The sequence below is a fragment of the Ensifer sp. 4252 genome, assembly GCF_050434565.1.
Classification (GTDB): Bacteria; Pseudomonadota; Alphaproteobacteria; order Rhizobiales; family Rhizobiaceae; genus Ensifer.
In genome coordinates, this window is record NZ_JBNDIU010000018.1 from 31076 (window position 1) to 45603 (window position 14528).

Below are 14528 nucleotides of genomic sequence, written 5' to 3' on the forward strand. Positions count from 1 at the left end.
GTGCACCGCGTCGGCCGGGGGCGCCTGCCTGAATGCGGCGTTTGCGCATGTGCAGGTCGATGCCAGTGTTAGTCGTTCTCGGGCAAAAGCCTGAGACTGTGAGCACCCAAGGATGATGATGAAGTTAATTTCACGGCCCACCCCGCTCGCGGTCCTCCTCGGGCTTGACCCGAGGGCCTAGTCCTGCCTCCACGGCTCAAGGTACTGGATGCTCGGGTCAAGCCCGAGCATGACGGAGTGAGTGGAAGCGCTGGCGATCCATTGCATCGAAGCAGCGTTCGTCAGCGGACGGACTGCGCGCGTCCGGGGATGCGCGCAGTCGTTGTTCGATCAGGCCTTGAAGTAGCTCTGGAGCGGACGAACCTCGAGGTTGCCGGCCTTGAGCGCCTTGATCGCACGGGCGGCGGCCTCTGCGCCGGCCATGGTGGTGTAGTAGGGGACCTTCTGCATCAATGTCGCGCGGCGAAGCGACTTGGAGTCCGAGATCGCCTTGTTGCCGTCCGTCGTGTTGATCACGAGCTGGACTTGGCGGTTGCGGATCGCGTCCTCGACATGCGGTCGGCCTTCCTGGACCTTGTTGACCTTGATCGCGGCAATGCCGTTTTCACCAAGGAAGCGGGCGGTGCCACCGGTCGCCATCACATTGAAGCCGATGTCGACGAGAATGCGGATCGCCGGCAGTACGCGGGTCTTGTCCTCGTCGCGGACCGATACGAACACCGTTCCATCGCGCGGCAGATCGACGCCGGCGCCGAGCTGCGACTTGGCGAAGGCAAGCGCATAGTCGGTATCAAGGCCGATGACTTCACCGGTCGAGCGCATTTCCGGGCCGAGCAGCGTATCGACACCGGGGAACCGGGCGAACGGGAACACGGCTTCCTTGACGGCGATGTGCTTCAGGTTGCGCGGGTCCGGCCTTTCGCCATAGGCGGCGATCGCCACGTCCAGCGTTTCACCGGCCATGACGCGGGCGGCGATCTTGGCGATCGGCGCGCCGATGGTCTTGGCAACGAACGGCACGGTGCGCGAGGCGCGCGGGTTGACTTCGAGCACGTAGATCGTGCCGTCCTTGATCGCGAACTGGACGTTCATCAGGCCGCCGACATTGAGCGCCTTGGCAAGCGCCGTCGTCTGGCGCTCCAGCTCGTCGACCATTGCGGTGTCGAGCGTGTGGACCGGCAGCGAGCAGGCGCTGTCACCGGAGTGAATGCCGGCTTCCTCGATGTGCTCCATGATACCCGAGACGAACACGTCCTTGCCGTCGCAGAGGCAATCGACGTCCACTTCCGTGGCGTTGGTCAGGTAGCTGTCGAACAGCAGCGGGTTCTTTCCCAGCAACGTGTTGATCTGGCCGGTCTTGTCGTTCGGGTAACGCTGCTTGATGTCTTCCGGAACGAGGCCCGGAACCGTATCGAGCAGGTAGGTCTGCAGCATGCTTTCCGAATGGATGATCTGCATGGCCCGGCCGCCGAGAACATAGGACGGACGCACGACCAACGGGAAGCCGATTTCGGCGGCAACCAGGCGTGACTGCTCGACCGAGTAGGCGATGCCGTTGTTCGGCTGATTGAGGTCGAGCTTCATCAACAGCTTCTGGAAGCGGTCGCGATCCTCGGCAAGGTCGATCATGTCAGGCGCTGTGCCGAGGATCGGGATGCCGTTCTTTTCCAGCGCTTCAGCCAGCTTCAGCGGCGTCTGGCCACCGAACTGCACGATGACGCCGACAAGCTCGCCCTTTTCCTGTTCGGCGCGCATGATCTCGATCACGTCTTCGGCTGTCAGCGGCTCGAAATAGAGACGGTCCGAGGTGTCGTAGTCGGTCGAAACGGTCTCGGGGTTGCAATTGATCATGATCGCTTCATAGCCGGCATCCTTCAGGGCGAAGGCGGCGTGGCAGCAGCAATAGTCGAACTCGATGCCCTGGCCGATGCGGTTCGGACCACCACCGAGGATGACGACCTTCTTGCGGTCGGAGACATCGGCTTCGGAACGGGCAGCGTCGACGAAGGGCGTCTCGTAGGTCGAGTACATGTAGGCAGTCGGCGAGGCGAACTCGGCCGCGCAGGTGTCGATGCGCTTGTAGACCGGGCGGACATTGAGTGCATTGCGCAGTTCCGCCACTTCCTTCGGGCGCTTGCCGCCAAGCGTCGCCAGCCGGGCATCGGAAAAGCCCATGGCCTTCAGCATGCGCAGGTTCTCGGCGTCCTGCGGCAGGCCGTGCTCGCGGATGCGGGATTCCATGTCGACGATCGCCTTGAACTGGGCGATGAACCAGGGGTCGATCTTGCTCGCCTCGTGAACCTCGACTTCGCTCATGCCGAGGCGCAGCGCCTGGGCGACCATGCGCAGGCGGTCCGGCGTCGGCGTGCCGATCGCGGCGCGGATCGCGTTGCGGCCATCGCCGTTCTCGTCCATGTCGGGGATTTCGATTTCATCGAGACCGGTCAGGCCGGTCTCGAGGCCACGCAGCGCCTTCTGCAGCGATTCGGCAAACGTGCGGCCGATCGCCATGACTTCGCCGACCGACTTCATCGCAGTGGTCAGGACCGGCGAGGCGCCTGGGAATTTCTCGAAGGCAAAGCGCGGGATCTTGGTGACGACGTAGTCGATCGACGGCTCGAAGGATGCCGGCGTCGCACCGCCGGTGATGTCGTTTTCAAGTTCGTCGAGCGTATAGCCGATCGCGAGCTTGGCCGCGATCTTGGCAATGGGGAAGCCGGTTGCCTTCGACGCGAGCGCCGAAGAGCGCGAAACGCGCGGGTTCATCTCGATGACGACGAGACGGCCATCCTTCGGATTGACGGCGAACTGCACGTTGGAGCCGCCGGTCTCAACGCCGATCTCGCGCAGCACCGCGATCGAGGCGTTGCGCATGATCTGGTATTCCTTGTCGGTCAGCGTCAGCGCCGGAGCAACAGTGATGGAATCGCCGGTGTGCACGCCCATCGGGTCGATGTTTTCGATCGAGCAGATGATGATGCAGTTGTCCGCCGTGTCGCGGACGACTTCCATCTCGTATTCCTTCCAGCCGAGTACCGATTCTTCGATCAGCACTTCGGTCGTCGGCGATGCGTCGAGACCGCTGCCGACGATGTCGAAGAATTCGGTGCGGTTGTAGGCGATGCCGCCCCCGGTGCCGCCGAGCGTAAAGGACGGGCGGATGATTGCCGGAAGGCCGACATCATCGAGCGCCTGCGCGCCGATCGCCATCGCATGATTTATGTAACGCTGCTTGCGGTCGCCTTCACCGAGGTTCCACTGGTTTTCCAGTTCGTCGAGCGCCTTGTCGAGCTCCGGCCCGGAAAGGCGGCCCTTCAGTTCGGCACGTTCGGCCTCATGAACCTTGCGGTCATGGTCCTTGATGTCGGTGGCGTTCGCCAGTCGCGACTTCGGCGTCTCGAGGCCGATCTTGCCCATCGCCTCGCGGAAGAGTGCGCGGTCTTCTGCCTTGTCAATCGCATCCGGCTTGGCACCGATCATCTCGACATTGTAGCGGTCGAGAACACCCATGCGGCGCAGCGACAATGCGGTGTTGAGCGCGGTCTGGCCGCCCATGGTCGGCAGCAGAGCGTCCGGGCGCTCCTTGGCGATGATCTTGGCAACGACCTCAGGCGTGATCGGCTCGACGTAGGTTGCGTCCGCCAGACCCGGGTCGGTCATGATCGTTGCCGGGTTGGAGTTGACGAGGATGACGCGGTAGCCTTCCTCCTTCAGCGCCTTACAGGCCTGGGTGCCGGAATAGTCGAATTCGCATGCCTGACCGATGACGATCGGCCCCGCGCCGATGATGAGGATCGATTTGATATCTTGGCGCTTCGGCATGGTCGGTCATCCGTTTCTAGCTGCGCGAAAAACCGGCCAAAGTGGGAGGTCACCGGCCGGGCACGCATTGATGGTCTTTTCAGGCTAGAAGCGGCTTATAGGCAAATGTATCTGCAAGCGAAACCCCGAAAATTCCGGAATCGACAGGAAAGCCGACATATTTGGGCATGCGCTTTTGCAACGTGCCGGTCGGCGGTCCGAATGCCGCATGCCGGCCGTCAAATGCCGCCCGGCATCACCATAATCTTGACCTCGCCGTCGGCAGGCGCATGGGTAATCACGGCGGCAGCTTCATCAAGCGAAGCGCGCCGCGAGATCAGCTTGTCGATCTCGATCGCACCAGAGGCGACGAGGTCCGCTGCGCGGCGATGAACGAACGGATTGATGAAGGATCCGAGCACGCGCAGGTCCGGCAAGAGAATGTCGAACGGTTCGATCTCTATTTTCTCTCCTTGCGGCATGACCCCGAGAATGACGACGGTGCCGCCCGATTTGGCGAGCCGCGTCGATTGCCGTACGGTCTCGGCGACACCCGCACATTCGATGGCGACATCGACGCCGCCGGGGGCGAGCCCTGCCGGACCGTAGTCAAGGACAACGGTCAACCCCAGCGCAGCCGCACGGCCGCGGCATAGGTGCGGCTGACCGGTACTTCGGTTCCATCGCCAAGCAAGAGCGTCATGCGGCCATTGTCACGGACCAGGCGCGCAACGTATGCGTCCGCTACCCAGTGGGAACGATGGACCTGCAGACCCGGCACCGGGCCGAGTTCACTGAGCGCATCGGCAAAGCGCAACAGGATGAGTTCGCGTCCGCCAGTGGTCGTGACTTCCGTGTAGTGATCGCTGACAGTCAGGTGCAGCGGCAAACCGCGATTGGCGGGTTTCAGGCGCAACAGCAACGGTATGCCGCCCGTATCTTTATTGGGAACCGGGTCGCCGGACGTCCGATTCCCGCTTTCGTCCGAGGCCGTTGCGGTGGCACCGGCGCCGTTCAACTCCAACATCGATTCCGTGTTCATCGTCATCCAGGTCAAGGCGCAGAACAAGAGCGACAGGAACAGACCGGTGGCGATGTCGGCCATGACGCCCGGCGCCGTTGGCGTTGCCGAAAAGGTCGCCGAGCCGATCGCGGTAGTCACGAGGCCGATCGGTAGGCTGGCAACCGCCGCACCGATCATCATGCGAACGAAGCCCGAGGCAACCCTCTCGCGTAGGAGACCATTGGCGAGCACAGCCGAAACGATCGCGATCGCCCAGGTGATGGCGTGCAGCACGAGCCAGAATCCAAGGCGGGGTACAACAGCCAGACGCTCGGCGGAGCCATAGGGGCCCGTGACCCAAAAGATCAGCACGACCGCTGCGAAGGTTGCCCAGAGGCGCGGCGCCTTAACGACAAGACGCAGTTCACGAAGCGTGGATTGCAGAAATGGGCGTTTCACGAAGTTTTCCGTCTGTTCCAGTCAAAGCATTTGAGCGCAGCCCGGAGACTGGCGCAAGTTCGGGGAAAATCAACGGCATAGAAATTCGTCATGACACTTGCACCTCTTCTCCATGCATCGTTCGCAGTCCAGTTGCATGTCGCCACCGTTATTCCGGCAGCAATCCTTGGCGCTTTTCTGCTGGCTCGACCGAAGGGTACGCGCGCCCATCGGCTGCTCGGCAAAATCTGGCTCGCGCTCATGGTGGTGACCGCATCTTCCACGCTCTTCATTCATGAAATCAAACTGATCGGCGATTTCAGCCCCATTCACCTGCTGTCGATCTATGTACTCTTCGGCAGCAGGCAGGCGATTGCGGCCGCCCGGCGGCACGACATCCCCGCGCATCGCGGTCATGTGGCAGGCATGTATCTCGGCGGCATTGTCGCTGCCGGCCTCTTCACCCTGCTGCCGGGACGGCTGATGCATGTCAGCCTGTTCTTAGAGCTTTCGATCTGGCAGGCAGCGGTGACGGCGGCTCTGCTGGCGGTGCTGCTCACTTCCGCGGCCGTCCTGGCAATCCGACAGGGTCGTCTCTTCGGTCGCGGCAAGTCCTCGAAAAGATTGGCATGATCGCAACCTCGCGGCCCCGATTGCGTTTTACAACGGCATTCGGCCCGGCATATAAAAGGTCTGACCGATATTTGCCTATCGACCCATGCCGGGAGGACAGATCATGGAATGGAAGGGCCGCCGCCAATCCGGAAACGTTGAGGACCAGCGCGGGGCGAGCCCCGGTGGCGGTCTGGGCGGCAATCCGTTCGGCCGTGGCGGCGGCTTCCGCATGCCCGGCGGTGGCGGAGGCATGCGCGGCGCCGGCGGCGGCATGAGCTTCGGCACCATCATCTTTCTGGTCGTGCTCTATTTCATCCTGAAGGCCATGGGCATCGACATGCTGCAGGTCCTGAACGGCGGCGGTGGTCCAGTGGCCCAACCGGGCTTCGAACAGAGCGACGGCTCGCCAGCGCCCCGCGGATCGGCGCAGGAGGAAGAGATGAAGGCCTTCATGGGGACGGTGCTTGCCGAAACCGAAGACACATGGAACGGCATCTTCCAGGCCAGCGGCGAACAATATCAGGAGCCGAAGATGGTGCTGTTCAGCGGCTCCGTGCGCTCCGCCTGCGGCTTTGCCTCGGCGGCATCAGGTCCGTTCTACTGCCCTGGTGACCGCAAGGTCTACCTCGACATGGGGTTCTTCGACGAGCTTGAACAGAAGTTCGGTGCATCTGGCGACTTCGCACAGGCCTATGTCGTTGCGCATGAAGTCGGCCACCATGTTCAGAACCTCATCGGCGTCCTGCCGAAGTTCAACCAGATGCGTCAGTCGATGAGCGAAGCCGAAGCCAATCAGATGTCGGTTCGCGTCGAACTGCAGGCCGATTGCTTCGCCGGCGTCTGGGGCAAGTATACCCAGCAGAAAGGCCTGTTGGAGCAGGGCGATCTGGAAGAGGCGCTAAATGCCGCCACCCAGATCGGCGACGACACACTGCAGAAGCGCATGCAGGGTTATGTTGTACCCGAAAGCTTCAACCATGGCACATCGGAGCAGCGCATGCGCTGGTTCAAGCGCGGCTTCGACAGCGGCAAGATGGCGGCCTGCGACACCTTCTCCGGTCAAGTCTGATCGCCAGACGGTACAGGCAAAGATTAAAAGGGGTCGGCGAGAACTGCCGGCCCCTTTCGTTATCCGGGATTGGAGCGTTTTTGGGTTAGACGAAGTCGCAGAAACACTCTGGCTTTTGTCCTCACGCATTTCCTGACGGAAAACCGCTTCGCGCTTTTCCTGGAAATGCTCTAATGGCGCTCGCTATCCATATGGACGAGTTGCGCCTCGGGATAGCGTGCACCGGCGGCCGCATCCCTCGGCACCGCCCGCTCGATGGCGGCCAGATCTTCCAGTGTCAGATGTACTGCTTGCGATGCCAGCGCTTCGGCCAGCCGGTCGCGCCGGCGTGCTCCGATGAGCGGCACGATATCCTGGCCCTGGGCCGCGACCCAGGCGATCGCAATCTGTGCCACGGTGGCACCCTTCGCATCCGCTACGCGCTTCAGCGCTTCGACAAGGGTCAGATTCCTGTCGACATTGCCCGCCTGAAAACGTGGGCTGGCCGCGCGGAAGTCGCCACGTGCGATTGCATCCTTCTGCCAATGACCACTGATCAGGCCACGCGACAGCACGCCGTACGCGGTGATGCCGATACCGAACGCACGGCACGTGGACAGGATATCGTCCTCGATGCCGCGCGAGATCAGCGAATATTCGATCTGCAGATCCGCGATAGGATGGACGGCCGCTGCCCTTCGGATGGTCTCGGATCCGACTTCCGAAAGCCCGATGTGCCTGACATAACCGGCCTTCACCAGGTCGGCGATCGCACCCACCGTCTCTTCGATCGGCACATCCGGGTCAAGGCGGGCAGGGCGATAGATGTCGATATGGTCGACGCCCAGCCGTTGCAGGGTATAGGCGAGAAAGTTGCGCACGGCCTTCGGTCGGCAATCATAGCCTACCCAGCTGCCACCAGCGTCTCTCAGCGCACCGAACTTCACGCTGAGAACGAGCCGGTCGCGGTCCTGCCCCTTCAGCGCTTCGCCGATAAGCATCTCGTTGTGGCCCATGCCGTAGAAGTCGCCGGTATCGATGAGCGTCATGCCGGAATCGAGCGCCGCATGGATGGTGGCAATGCTTTCCGCTCGATCGGATGGCCCATACATGCCCGACATGCCCATGCAACCAAGGCCGATGTTGGAAACCATCGGTCCGGCTCTTCCGAGTTTCACCTGATCCATTCTCGTTCTCCTTCGACGGCGCACGTTGCGCTCTTCTTCATCCCCATTGTTGCACCCGATCGCATCGTGCGATAATCCCGTATACTCAGAACAAGCCGTACTGAATTTCGCACAATGAACGATCTTCCCCTGGCCGACCTCGATGCCTTCACCGCTGTCGCGCGCGAGCGCAGCTTTCGAGCTGCCGCCAAGAAGCGGGGCGTTTCCGCTTCGTCGCTGAGCGAAGCGCTGAGGCGGCTCGAAGCCAAACTCGATGTGCGGCTCCTCAACCGCACGACCCGCAGCGTGACCCCGACGGAAGCCGGCATGCGGCTGCTCGAGCGCCTGCAGCCGGCGCTCGGGGAGATTGCCGGCGCGCTTGACCAGGTAAATGAACTGCGCGATAGCCCGGCAGGGACATTGAAACTGAACGTGCCTACAGTCGTCGCGCGTGTGATCCTGCCCTCGATCGTCGGGCGTTTCCTTAAGGCAAACCCGGCCATTTCGCTTGAGGTGACGGCAGACGACGGCTTCATCGACGTGCTGGCGGCCGGCTTCGACGCCGGCATCCGCTATGAGGAGCGGGTCGAGCGCGACATGATCGCCATCCCGATCGGACCTCGGCAGCAACGCTATATCACTGCCGCGTCGCCGGAGTATCTTGCGCGACGCGGCGTGCCGCAACACCCGCACGATCTTCTGGAGCATGCCTGCATCCGGCATCGCTTCGCCAGCGGCGTCAGCCTGGCCTGGGAGTTCGGTGACGGAGACGAAGCAATCTCGATCGCCCCTCCGGCTGTCGTCACCGCAAACTCGGTCGATCTTGAAATTGCGGCCGTGGTCGACGGTCTTGGTGTCATCCGAACGTTCGAGGAGTTCGTGGCACCGCATCTGAAATCCGGCGCCCTCGTCACGATCCTTGATCATTGGGTGACGACCTTTCCTGGGCCGTTTCTCTACTATGCCAGCCGCCGCCACATGCCGGCGCCGCTTAGAGCCTTCGTCGACTTTCTCAAGGCCGAGCAACGGTCAGGGCTGCGCTGAACGCGGCCATTTTTGGGGAGCAATGGATCAACAAACGCGATCGTTCTCATAAAAAACTTTGAGATGTTCACGTATTGTTTCGACTGAAATCATGCGTTACACCTAAATTGGTAACGTCGTTCACGTTCTGTCTCCGCGCTGGCGACGGATGGCGCAGGGAGAGTTTCATGCTCGACGAAAAGTTCGTGCGGCGCGGCCTGTTCCTCGTCTTTCTCATCCTGCTTCTCGACATCATCGGTATCGCCATCATCGTACCGGTGCTGCCCACCTATCTTGAAGAACTGACCGGCGCCAATGTCAGCGACGCGGCGATCGACGGCGGCTGGCTGCTGCTCGTCTATGCCGCGATGCAGTTCCTCTTCGCGCCCCTCATCGGCAACCTCAGCGACCGTTTCGGACGCCGGCCGATCCTGCTTGCCTCGGTGCTCACCTTCGCCATCGACAATCTGATCTGCGCCCTTGCGACCAGCTACTGGATGCTCTTCGTCGGCCGTGTGCTCGCCGGTATCAGCGGCGCCAGCTTTGGCACCGCCTCGGCCTATATCGCCGACATCAGCCATGACGGAAACCGGGCCAAAAATTTCGGTCTGATCGGCATCGCGTTCGGATCGGGCTTTGCTCTCGGGCCGGTCATTGGCGGGCTGCTAGGAGAACTCGGGCCGCGTGTGCCATTCTATGGCGCTGCGGCACTTTCCTTCATCAATTTCCTGCTCGGCGTTTTTCTGCTGCCGGAGACATTGGACAAGGCGCATCGCCGCCGCTTCGAATGGCAACGCGCCAATCCGCTCGGCGCGCTCAAGCAGATGCGCAACTACCCCGGCATAGGCTGGGTCGGTCTCGTCTTCTTCCTGTTCTGGATGGCGCATTCGGTCTATCCGTCCGTCTGGTCGTTCGTATCGTCTTACCGCTACGGCTGGAGCGAGGGAGAGATCGGCCTGTCGCTCGGCATCTTCGGCATCGGTGGTGCCCTCGTCATGGCGTTCGTGCTGCCGCGCGTCGTGCCGCGGCTTGGCGAGTGGCGGACGGCAGTCTTGGGGCTGACCTTCACGGCGCTCGGCGCGGCCGGCTACGCTGCCGCCTGGCAGGGCTGGATGATCTATGCCGTGATTATCGCGACCGCGCTCGAAAGCCTCGCCGATCCGCCGCTGCGCAGCATCGCCGCCGGCCATGTGCCGCCGTCGGCGCAGGGCGAGTTGCAGGGGGCGCTCACCAGCATCGGCAGCATCACGACGATTATCGGCCCGCTGATCTTCACCCAGATCTTCGGCTACTTCACAGCCCCGACGACCACGGTCTCCTTCTCGGGCGCCCCCTATGCGCTCGCGAGTTGCTTCGTCGTCGGCGCACTCGTGGTGTTCTGGTTCAAGGTGCCGAAACGGCTCGCGGTCGCAGCCGAAGATATCGAGCCTGAGGAGCCCATGGTCGAACCGCGCTACTCCGACCGCGGCGCCATGCACTGAAATTGATCAATATTCGTGATCGTTGGATGAAAAATTGAGCAGGCAGAGCTTTGTCACTGGTTCTTTTGCCGGCTCTGTTCTATTTCCGTCATCCTTCCCTTCGTTCTGACCGGCCGTATTTCGGCCGCGTCGACATCCAGGAATCCGTCATGCTGACCGCCAATGCGAGCCCGACCCCGGTGCAAACCGACAACTCATGGCGCAACCATTATCGTGCAAGCCTTTATCTCGGCGTGCCCTTCATTGGTGCGCAGCTGGCACAACTTGCGATCAATACGACCGACGTCTTGATGGTGGGCAAGCTCGGCGCGACGCAACTCGCGGCAATCATCCTGGCAACGCAGATGTACTTCACCATCTACATCTTCGGCAGCGGATTCGCCAACGCCGTCGTGCCGATGGCCGCGCAGGCCCAGGGTAGGGGTGACAAGGTCTCCGTGCGCCGCTCCGTGCGCATGGGTCTCTGGGTGGTGCTGTGCTATGGCGTGCTGACCGCGCCTGTGCTTTGGCTGGCGGAACCGATCCTGCTGCTCGCCGGCCAACAGCCGGAGGTCGCAGCACTCGCAGCCGAGTATCTGCACATTGCGCAATGGGCGATCTTCCCCGGTCTCATCTTCATGGTGCTGCGTGCGTTTCTGAGCGGTCTGGAGCGGGCCGGGATCATTCTCTATGTCACCCTGGCCACGCTGGTCCTCAATGCAGCCCTTTGCTACGTGCTGATCTACGGCCATTTCGGCTTCCCGAAGCTCGGTATCTTCGGCGCGGCCGTCGCCGCGCTTGGCGTGGCGGTGCTCGGCACAGCGCTGACCGTCGCTTATATCAGGAGCAAGCCGGAACTGAACCAGTATGAACTGTTCGTGCGTTTCTGGCGCCCGGATTGGCCGGCGTTCAGGGAAGTGGTCTATCTCGGCATACCGATCTCGCTGACCATTCTTGCCGAAGTCAGCCTGTTCACGGTCGCCTCGCTGCTGATGGGAACCATCGGCACGATCGAGCTTGCGGCCCACGGCATCGCGTTGCAGTTCGCCTCGCTCGCCTTCATGATCCCGCTCGGAATTGCCCAGGCAGCAACCGTGCGCGTTGGCCTTGCCTACGGCCGCGGCGACATGCTCGGCGTCCGGCGCGCCGCGATCTCGGCGCTCGCGCTCGGATCCGTCTTTGCAACCATCGGCAGCGCGATCTTCGCTCTCTTCCCGAGCCAACTCGCCGCCCTTTACCTCGATACCAACCGGCCGGATGCCGCGCAGGTGCTGGCCTTTGCCGCTCCGCTCATCGTGATTGCCGGAGCGTTCCAGCTGGTGGACGGCTTGCAGGCCATTGCTGCCGGTATGCTTCGCGGGCTCAAGGACACGAAAGTGCCGATGATCCTGGCGATGATCTCCTATTGGCCGATTGGATTCCTTTGCGCCTGGGCCTTCGCGTTCCCGATGAACTTCGGCGGTATCGGCGTCTGGTTCGGCTTCGTACTCGGTCTTGCTGCTGCAGCGCTTTTTCTGAACTGGCGGTTCTTCCGGATGATCCGCGCGCACAAGGTGGCAGCGGCTTGATGCATATCACCTGAAAGTGATCGCCGTTTCGGGACAACGACATGCATAGGAAAAGGATCCGAAACCGCATCGCGTCAGCGCTTGTGCGATACGGTTCAAACATCTGGGCTTAAGCCAAAGAAAAAGCCGGACGGGCAGGGATGCCGTCCGGCTTGCAAAGGCGACCACATCAGGGGACGAATGTCGGTCGCTTATTTCGAAACTCCTGGAGGAAGTTTCTCAAGGTCTCTAAACGTTGCACCCGCCGGTCTCATTGGAGCCCAGTTGATCGCGCTGGAGGTCGCGTATCGTGCGGGCAAAATCGACGAGAAAGACGAAACTGATTACCGCCGCGGCGGTCATGAAGACTGTCGCCATGACATGATACCTTTAGCCGAAGATCTTGCGGGTGCTTGAACGGTCACGTTGCTCACGGGACTCGTCGCGGAGTGCATGTATCGTCGCAAATATCATTGCGAAAAACATCGTCATCGAAAACAGAGCAAGTCCCATAGCCGTCATCCTTTCAGGTCGTAAACGGCAGTATCTTCAAAAAAGTTCCGTTCTTTGTTGCTTCACATTACCGTTTGCGATGTGAAACGCTCTTGAACATGGCATTCATCTAGCATTCATTTCTTAGGCGCTGCTGTTTCCCAGGGAACAGGCGTGCGCTCCTGCACAACTCTTGCGATCCTTCGCCGTCCGTGACAAAAGGCTTCACCAAACGGAAACAGGTGCGATGACGACGGCATTCTACCCCGGCTCCTTCGATCCGATGACGAACGGGCATCTCGACGTACTTGTTCAGGCGCTCAACGTGGCGCGCAAGGTCATCGTGGCGATCGGCATCCATCCGGGCAAGGCGCCGCTTTTCTCGTTCGACGAGCGCTCGGACCTCATTCGCCAGTCGCTGCTCGAGTTTCTGCCCGAGCGCGCGGCCGACATCGACGTCGTCTCCTTCGACAATCTCGTGGTCGACGCTGCACGGCAAAGCGGCGCAAAGCTGCTTGTGCGCGGCTTGCGCGATGGCACGGACCTCGATTACGAGATGCAGATGGCTGGCATGAACCGGCAGATGGCGCCGGATGTTCAGACCTTGTTTTTGCCGGCGGGCACGGCATCGCGGCCCATTACGGCCACATTGGTCCGCCAGATCGCGGCCATGGGCGGCGACGTCAGTGCCTTCGTGCCCAAGGCGGTTCACGCGGCGCTGCAAGCCAAACGCAAGGCCTGAGGCCGCCACACTCCATTCACCACTCAGGGAGAAACCATGAAAATCCTCCACCTCGCTTTCGCCGGTGCCCTCACGCTTGCGTCCTGGACGGGAACCGCGCTTGCGCAGTCGGCTGACAATTTCCTCACGATCACGCTGAAGGATGGCCCTGTTGTCGTCGAACTTCGCCCTGACATCGCGCCGAAGCACGTAGAGCAGATCAAGGCGCTGGCAACGGCCGGCGAATACGACAACGTCGCTTTCCACCGCGTCATCAAGGGCTTCATGGCCCAGACCGGCGACGTGCAGTACGGCGACATGGAAAATGATTTCCAGCCTCAGGCTGCAGGCACGGGTGGCTCGTCCAAGCCCGACCTGCCGGCCGAATTCTCTGACGTACCGTTCGAACGCGGTACGGTCGGCATGGCCCGTTCGCAGGACCCCAACAGCGCCAACTCGCAGTTCTTCATCATGTTTGCCCCGGGCGACTTCCTCAACGGCCAGTATACGGTCGTCGGCAAGGTCGTCTCCGGCATGGAGAACGTCGACAAGATCAAACTCGGCGATGACGCCAACAACGGCTCCGTCGCCAATCCCGACCGCATGATCAGCGTCAAGGTCGGCAAATAAAGTCAACAGAAGGAGAAAACCCATGGCCGAGATCAAAGATCCGGAAAACACGATCATCATGGAGACCACCAAGGGCAAGGTCATCATCGAGCTTATGCCTGATGTGGCTCCGGGTCATGTCGCGCGCATCAAGGAACTGGCACGCGAAGGCGCCTATGACGGCGTGGTGTTTCACCGCGTGATCGAGGACTTCATGGCACAGACCGGCGACGTCCAGTACGGCAAGACCGGCGGCGAGCACTTCAACCCGTCGCGTGCCGGCATGGGCGGCTCGTCCAAGCCGGATCTGAACGCTGAATTCTCGAACGTCAGCCACATTCGTGGCACGTGCTCGATGGCCCGCAGCCAGATGCCGAACTCGGCCAATTCGCAGTTCTTCATCTGCTTCACCGACGCTCCATGGCTGAACAAGCAATACTCGGTCTGGGGCCAGGTCATCGAAGGCATGGACAACATCGACAAGATCAAGCGCGGCGAGCCCGTGCGTGATCCCGACACCATCGTGTCCCTGCGGGTTGCCGCCGACGCCTGATTTGCGCTAATGCACAAACCCGCCCCGGTCGTGCCGAAAGGCCCCGGGGCGG

The 14528-nt window shown here is 61.6% G+C and carries 12 protein-coding genes and 1 pseudogene; 8 read left to right on the top strand and 5 right to left on the bottom strand.

Annotated elements, in window-relative coordinates:
- Positions 1–330 precede the first annotated feature (330 nt).
- The 3 genes and pseudogenes from carB to ABIE33_RS26125 all read right to left on the bottom strand — a co-directional run bounded on the left by carB (position 331) and on the right by ABIE33_RS26125 (position 5263).
- Positions 331–3822, bottom strand: coding sequence for a carbamoyl-phosphate synthase large subunit (carB, locus tag ABIE33_RS26115; RefSeq protein ID WP_429130710.1), 3492 nt, complete (start codon positions 3820–3822; stop codon positions 331–333).
- Positions 3823–4040: 218 nt separating this feature from the next.
- Positions 4041–4406: pseudogene (locus ABIE33_RS26120) on the bottom strand (zinc-binding dehydrogenase); the annotation flags it as partial.
- Positions 4407–4423: 17 nt separating this feature from the next.
- Complete coding sequence (locus tag ABIE33_RS26125; RefSeq protein WP_429130711.1) at positions 4424–5263, bottom strand: LytTR family DNA-binding domain-containing protein; 840 nt, start codon at positions 5261–5263, stop codon at positions 4424–4426.
- 90 nt (positions 5264–5353) lie between these two features.
- Here ABIE33_RS26125 and ABIE33_RS26130 point away from each other — a divergent pair, with 90 nt between their 5' ends.
- Both ABIE33_RS26130 and ypfJ read left to right on the top strand, forming a co-directional pair.
- Positions 5354–5875 (top strand): DUF2306 domain-containing protein, encoded by a 522-nt coding sequence (locus tag ABIE33_RS26130; protein WP_429130712.1) that lies wholly within the window; start codon positions 5354–5356, stop codon positions 5873–5875.
- Positions 5876–5978: 103 nt separating this feature from the next.
- A complete protein-coding gene (ypfJ, locus tag ABIE33_RS26135) occupies positions 5979–6926 on the top strand; it encodes a KPN_02809 family neutral zinc metallopeptidase (protein ID WP_429130713.1) in 948 nt (315 codons plus the stop codon).
- A gap of 170 nt (positions 6927–7096) precedes the next feature.
- Here the strand turns inward: ypfJ and ABIE33_RS26140 are convergent, their stop codons facing one another.
- The gene (locus tag ABIE33_RS26140; protein WP_429130714.1) at positions 7097–8092 is read right to left on the bottom strand and encodes an aldo/keto reductase; all 996 of its coding nucleotides are present in this window, start codon (positions 8090–8092) and stop codon (positions 7097–7099) included.
- 114 nt (positions 8093–8206) lie between these two features.
- Between ABIE33_RS26140 and ABIE33_RS26145 the strand changes: the two genes are divergently transcribed.
- From ABIE33_RS26145 to ABIE33_RS26155, 3 genes are all read left to right on the top strand, one after another.
- On the top strand, positions 8207–9115 hold the full coding sequence (locus ABIE33_RS26145) for a LysR family transcriptional regulator (RefSeq protein ID WP_429130715.1): 909 nt from the start codon (positions 8207–8209) through the stop codon (positions 9113–9115).
- A 167-nt stretch (positions 9116–9282) separates the two neighbouring features.
- Positions 9283–10575: a TCR/Tet family MFS transporter gene (locus ABIE33_RS26150; RefSeq protein WP_429130716.1), complete on the top strand. Its 1293-nt coding sequence runs from the start codon at positions 9283–9285 to the stop codon at positions 10573–10575.
- A 149-nt stretch (positions 10576–10724) separates the two neighbouring features.
- On the top strand, positions 10725–12122 hold the full coding sequence (locus tag ABIE33_RS26155; protein WP_429130717.1) for an MATE family efflux transporter: 1398 nt from the start codon (positions 10725–10727) through the stop codon (positions 12120–12122).
- A gap of 228 nt (positions 12123–12350) precedes the next feature.
- Here the strand turns inward: ABIE33_RS26155 and ABIE33_RS26160 are convergent, their stop codons facing one another.
- The gene (locus ABIE33_RS26160) at positions 12351–12479 is read right to left on the bottom strand and encodes a hypothetical protein (RefSeq protein ID WP_429130718.1); all 129 of its coding nucleotides are present in this window, start codon (positions 12477–12479) and stop codon (positions 12351–12353) included.
- 361 nt (positions 12480–12840) lie between these two features.
- Here ABIE33_RS26160 and coaD point away from each other — a divergent pair, with 361 nt between their 5' ends.
- Genes coaD through ABIE33_RS26175 form a run of 3 tightly spaced genes read left to right on the top strand, consistent with a single transcriptional unit; the run spans position 12841 to position 14476 of the window.
- The gene (gene coaD / locus ABIE33_RS26165; RefSeq protein ID WP_025427070.1) at positions 12841–13335 is read left to right on the top strand and encodes a pantetheine-phosphate adenylyltransferase; all 495 of its coding nucleotides are present in this window, start codon (positions 12841–12843) and stop codon (positions 13333–13335) included.
- A gap of 36 nt (positions 13336–13371) precedes the next feature.
- Complete coding sequence (locus ABIE33_RS26170; protein WP_429130719.1) at positions 13372–13944, top strand: peptidylprolyl isomerase; 573 nt, start codon at positions 13372–13374, stop codon at positions 13942–13944.
- Between the two features lie 22 nt (positions 13945–13966).
- On the top strand, positions 13967–14476 hold the full coding sequence (locus tag ABIE33_RS26175) for a peptidylprolyl isomerase (RefSeq protein WP_429130720.1): 510 nt from the start codon (positions 13967–13969) through the stop codon (positions 14474–14476).
- Positions 14477–14528 lie beyond the last annotated feature (52 nt).

Excerpts from the sequence above, each read along its gene's own strand:
- carB (WP_429130710.1), bottom strand. The coding sequence starts at position 3,822 with ATGCCGAAGCGCCAAGATATCAAATCGATCCTCATCATCGGCGCGGGG.
- ABIE33_RS26130 (WP_429130712.1), top strand. The coding sequence starts at position 5,354 with ATGACACTTGCACCTCTTCTCCATGCATCGTTCGCAGTCCAGTTGCAT.
- ypfJ (WP_429130713.1), top strand. The coding sequence starts at position 5,979 with ATGGAATGGAAGGGCCGCCGCCAATCCGGAAACGTTGAGGACCAGCGC.
- ABIE33_RS26140 (WP_429130714.1), bottom strand. The coding sequence starts at position 8,092 with ATGGATCAGGTGAAACTCGGAAGAGCCGGACCGATGGTTTCCAACATC.
- ABIE33_RS26145 (WP_429130715.1), top strand. The coding sequence starts at position 8,207 with ATGAACGATCTTCCCCTGGCCGACCTCGATGCCTTCACCGCTGTCGCG.
- ABIE33_RS26150 (WP_429130716.1), top strand. The coding sequence starts at position 9,283 with ATGCTCGACGAAAAGTTCGTGCGGCGCGGCCTGTTCCTCGTCTTTCTC.
- ABIE33_RS26155 (WP_429130717.1), top strand. The coding sequence starts at position 10,725 with ATGCTGACCGCCAATGCGAGCCCGACCCCGGTGCAAACCGACAACTCA.
- ABIE33_RS26160 (WP_429130718.1), bottom strand. The coding sequence starts at position 12,479 with ATGGCGACAGTCTTCATGACCGCCGCGGCGGTAATCAGTTTCGTCTTT.
- coaD (WP_025427070.1), top strand. The coding sequence starts at position 12,841 with ATGACGACGGCATTCTACCCCGGCTCCTTCGATCCGATGACGAACGGG.
- ABIE33_RS26170 (WP_429130719.1), top strand. The coding sequence starts at position 13,372 with ATGAAAATCCTCCACCTCGCTTTCGCCGGTGCCCTCACGCTTGCGTCC.
- ABIE33_RS26175 (WP_429130720.1), top strand. The coding sequence starts at position 13,967 with ATGGCCGAGATCAAAGATCCGGAAAACACGATCATCATGGAGACCACC.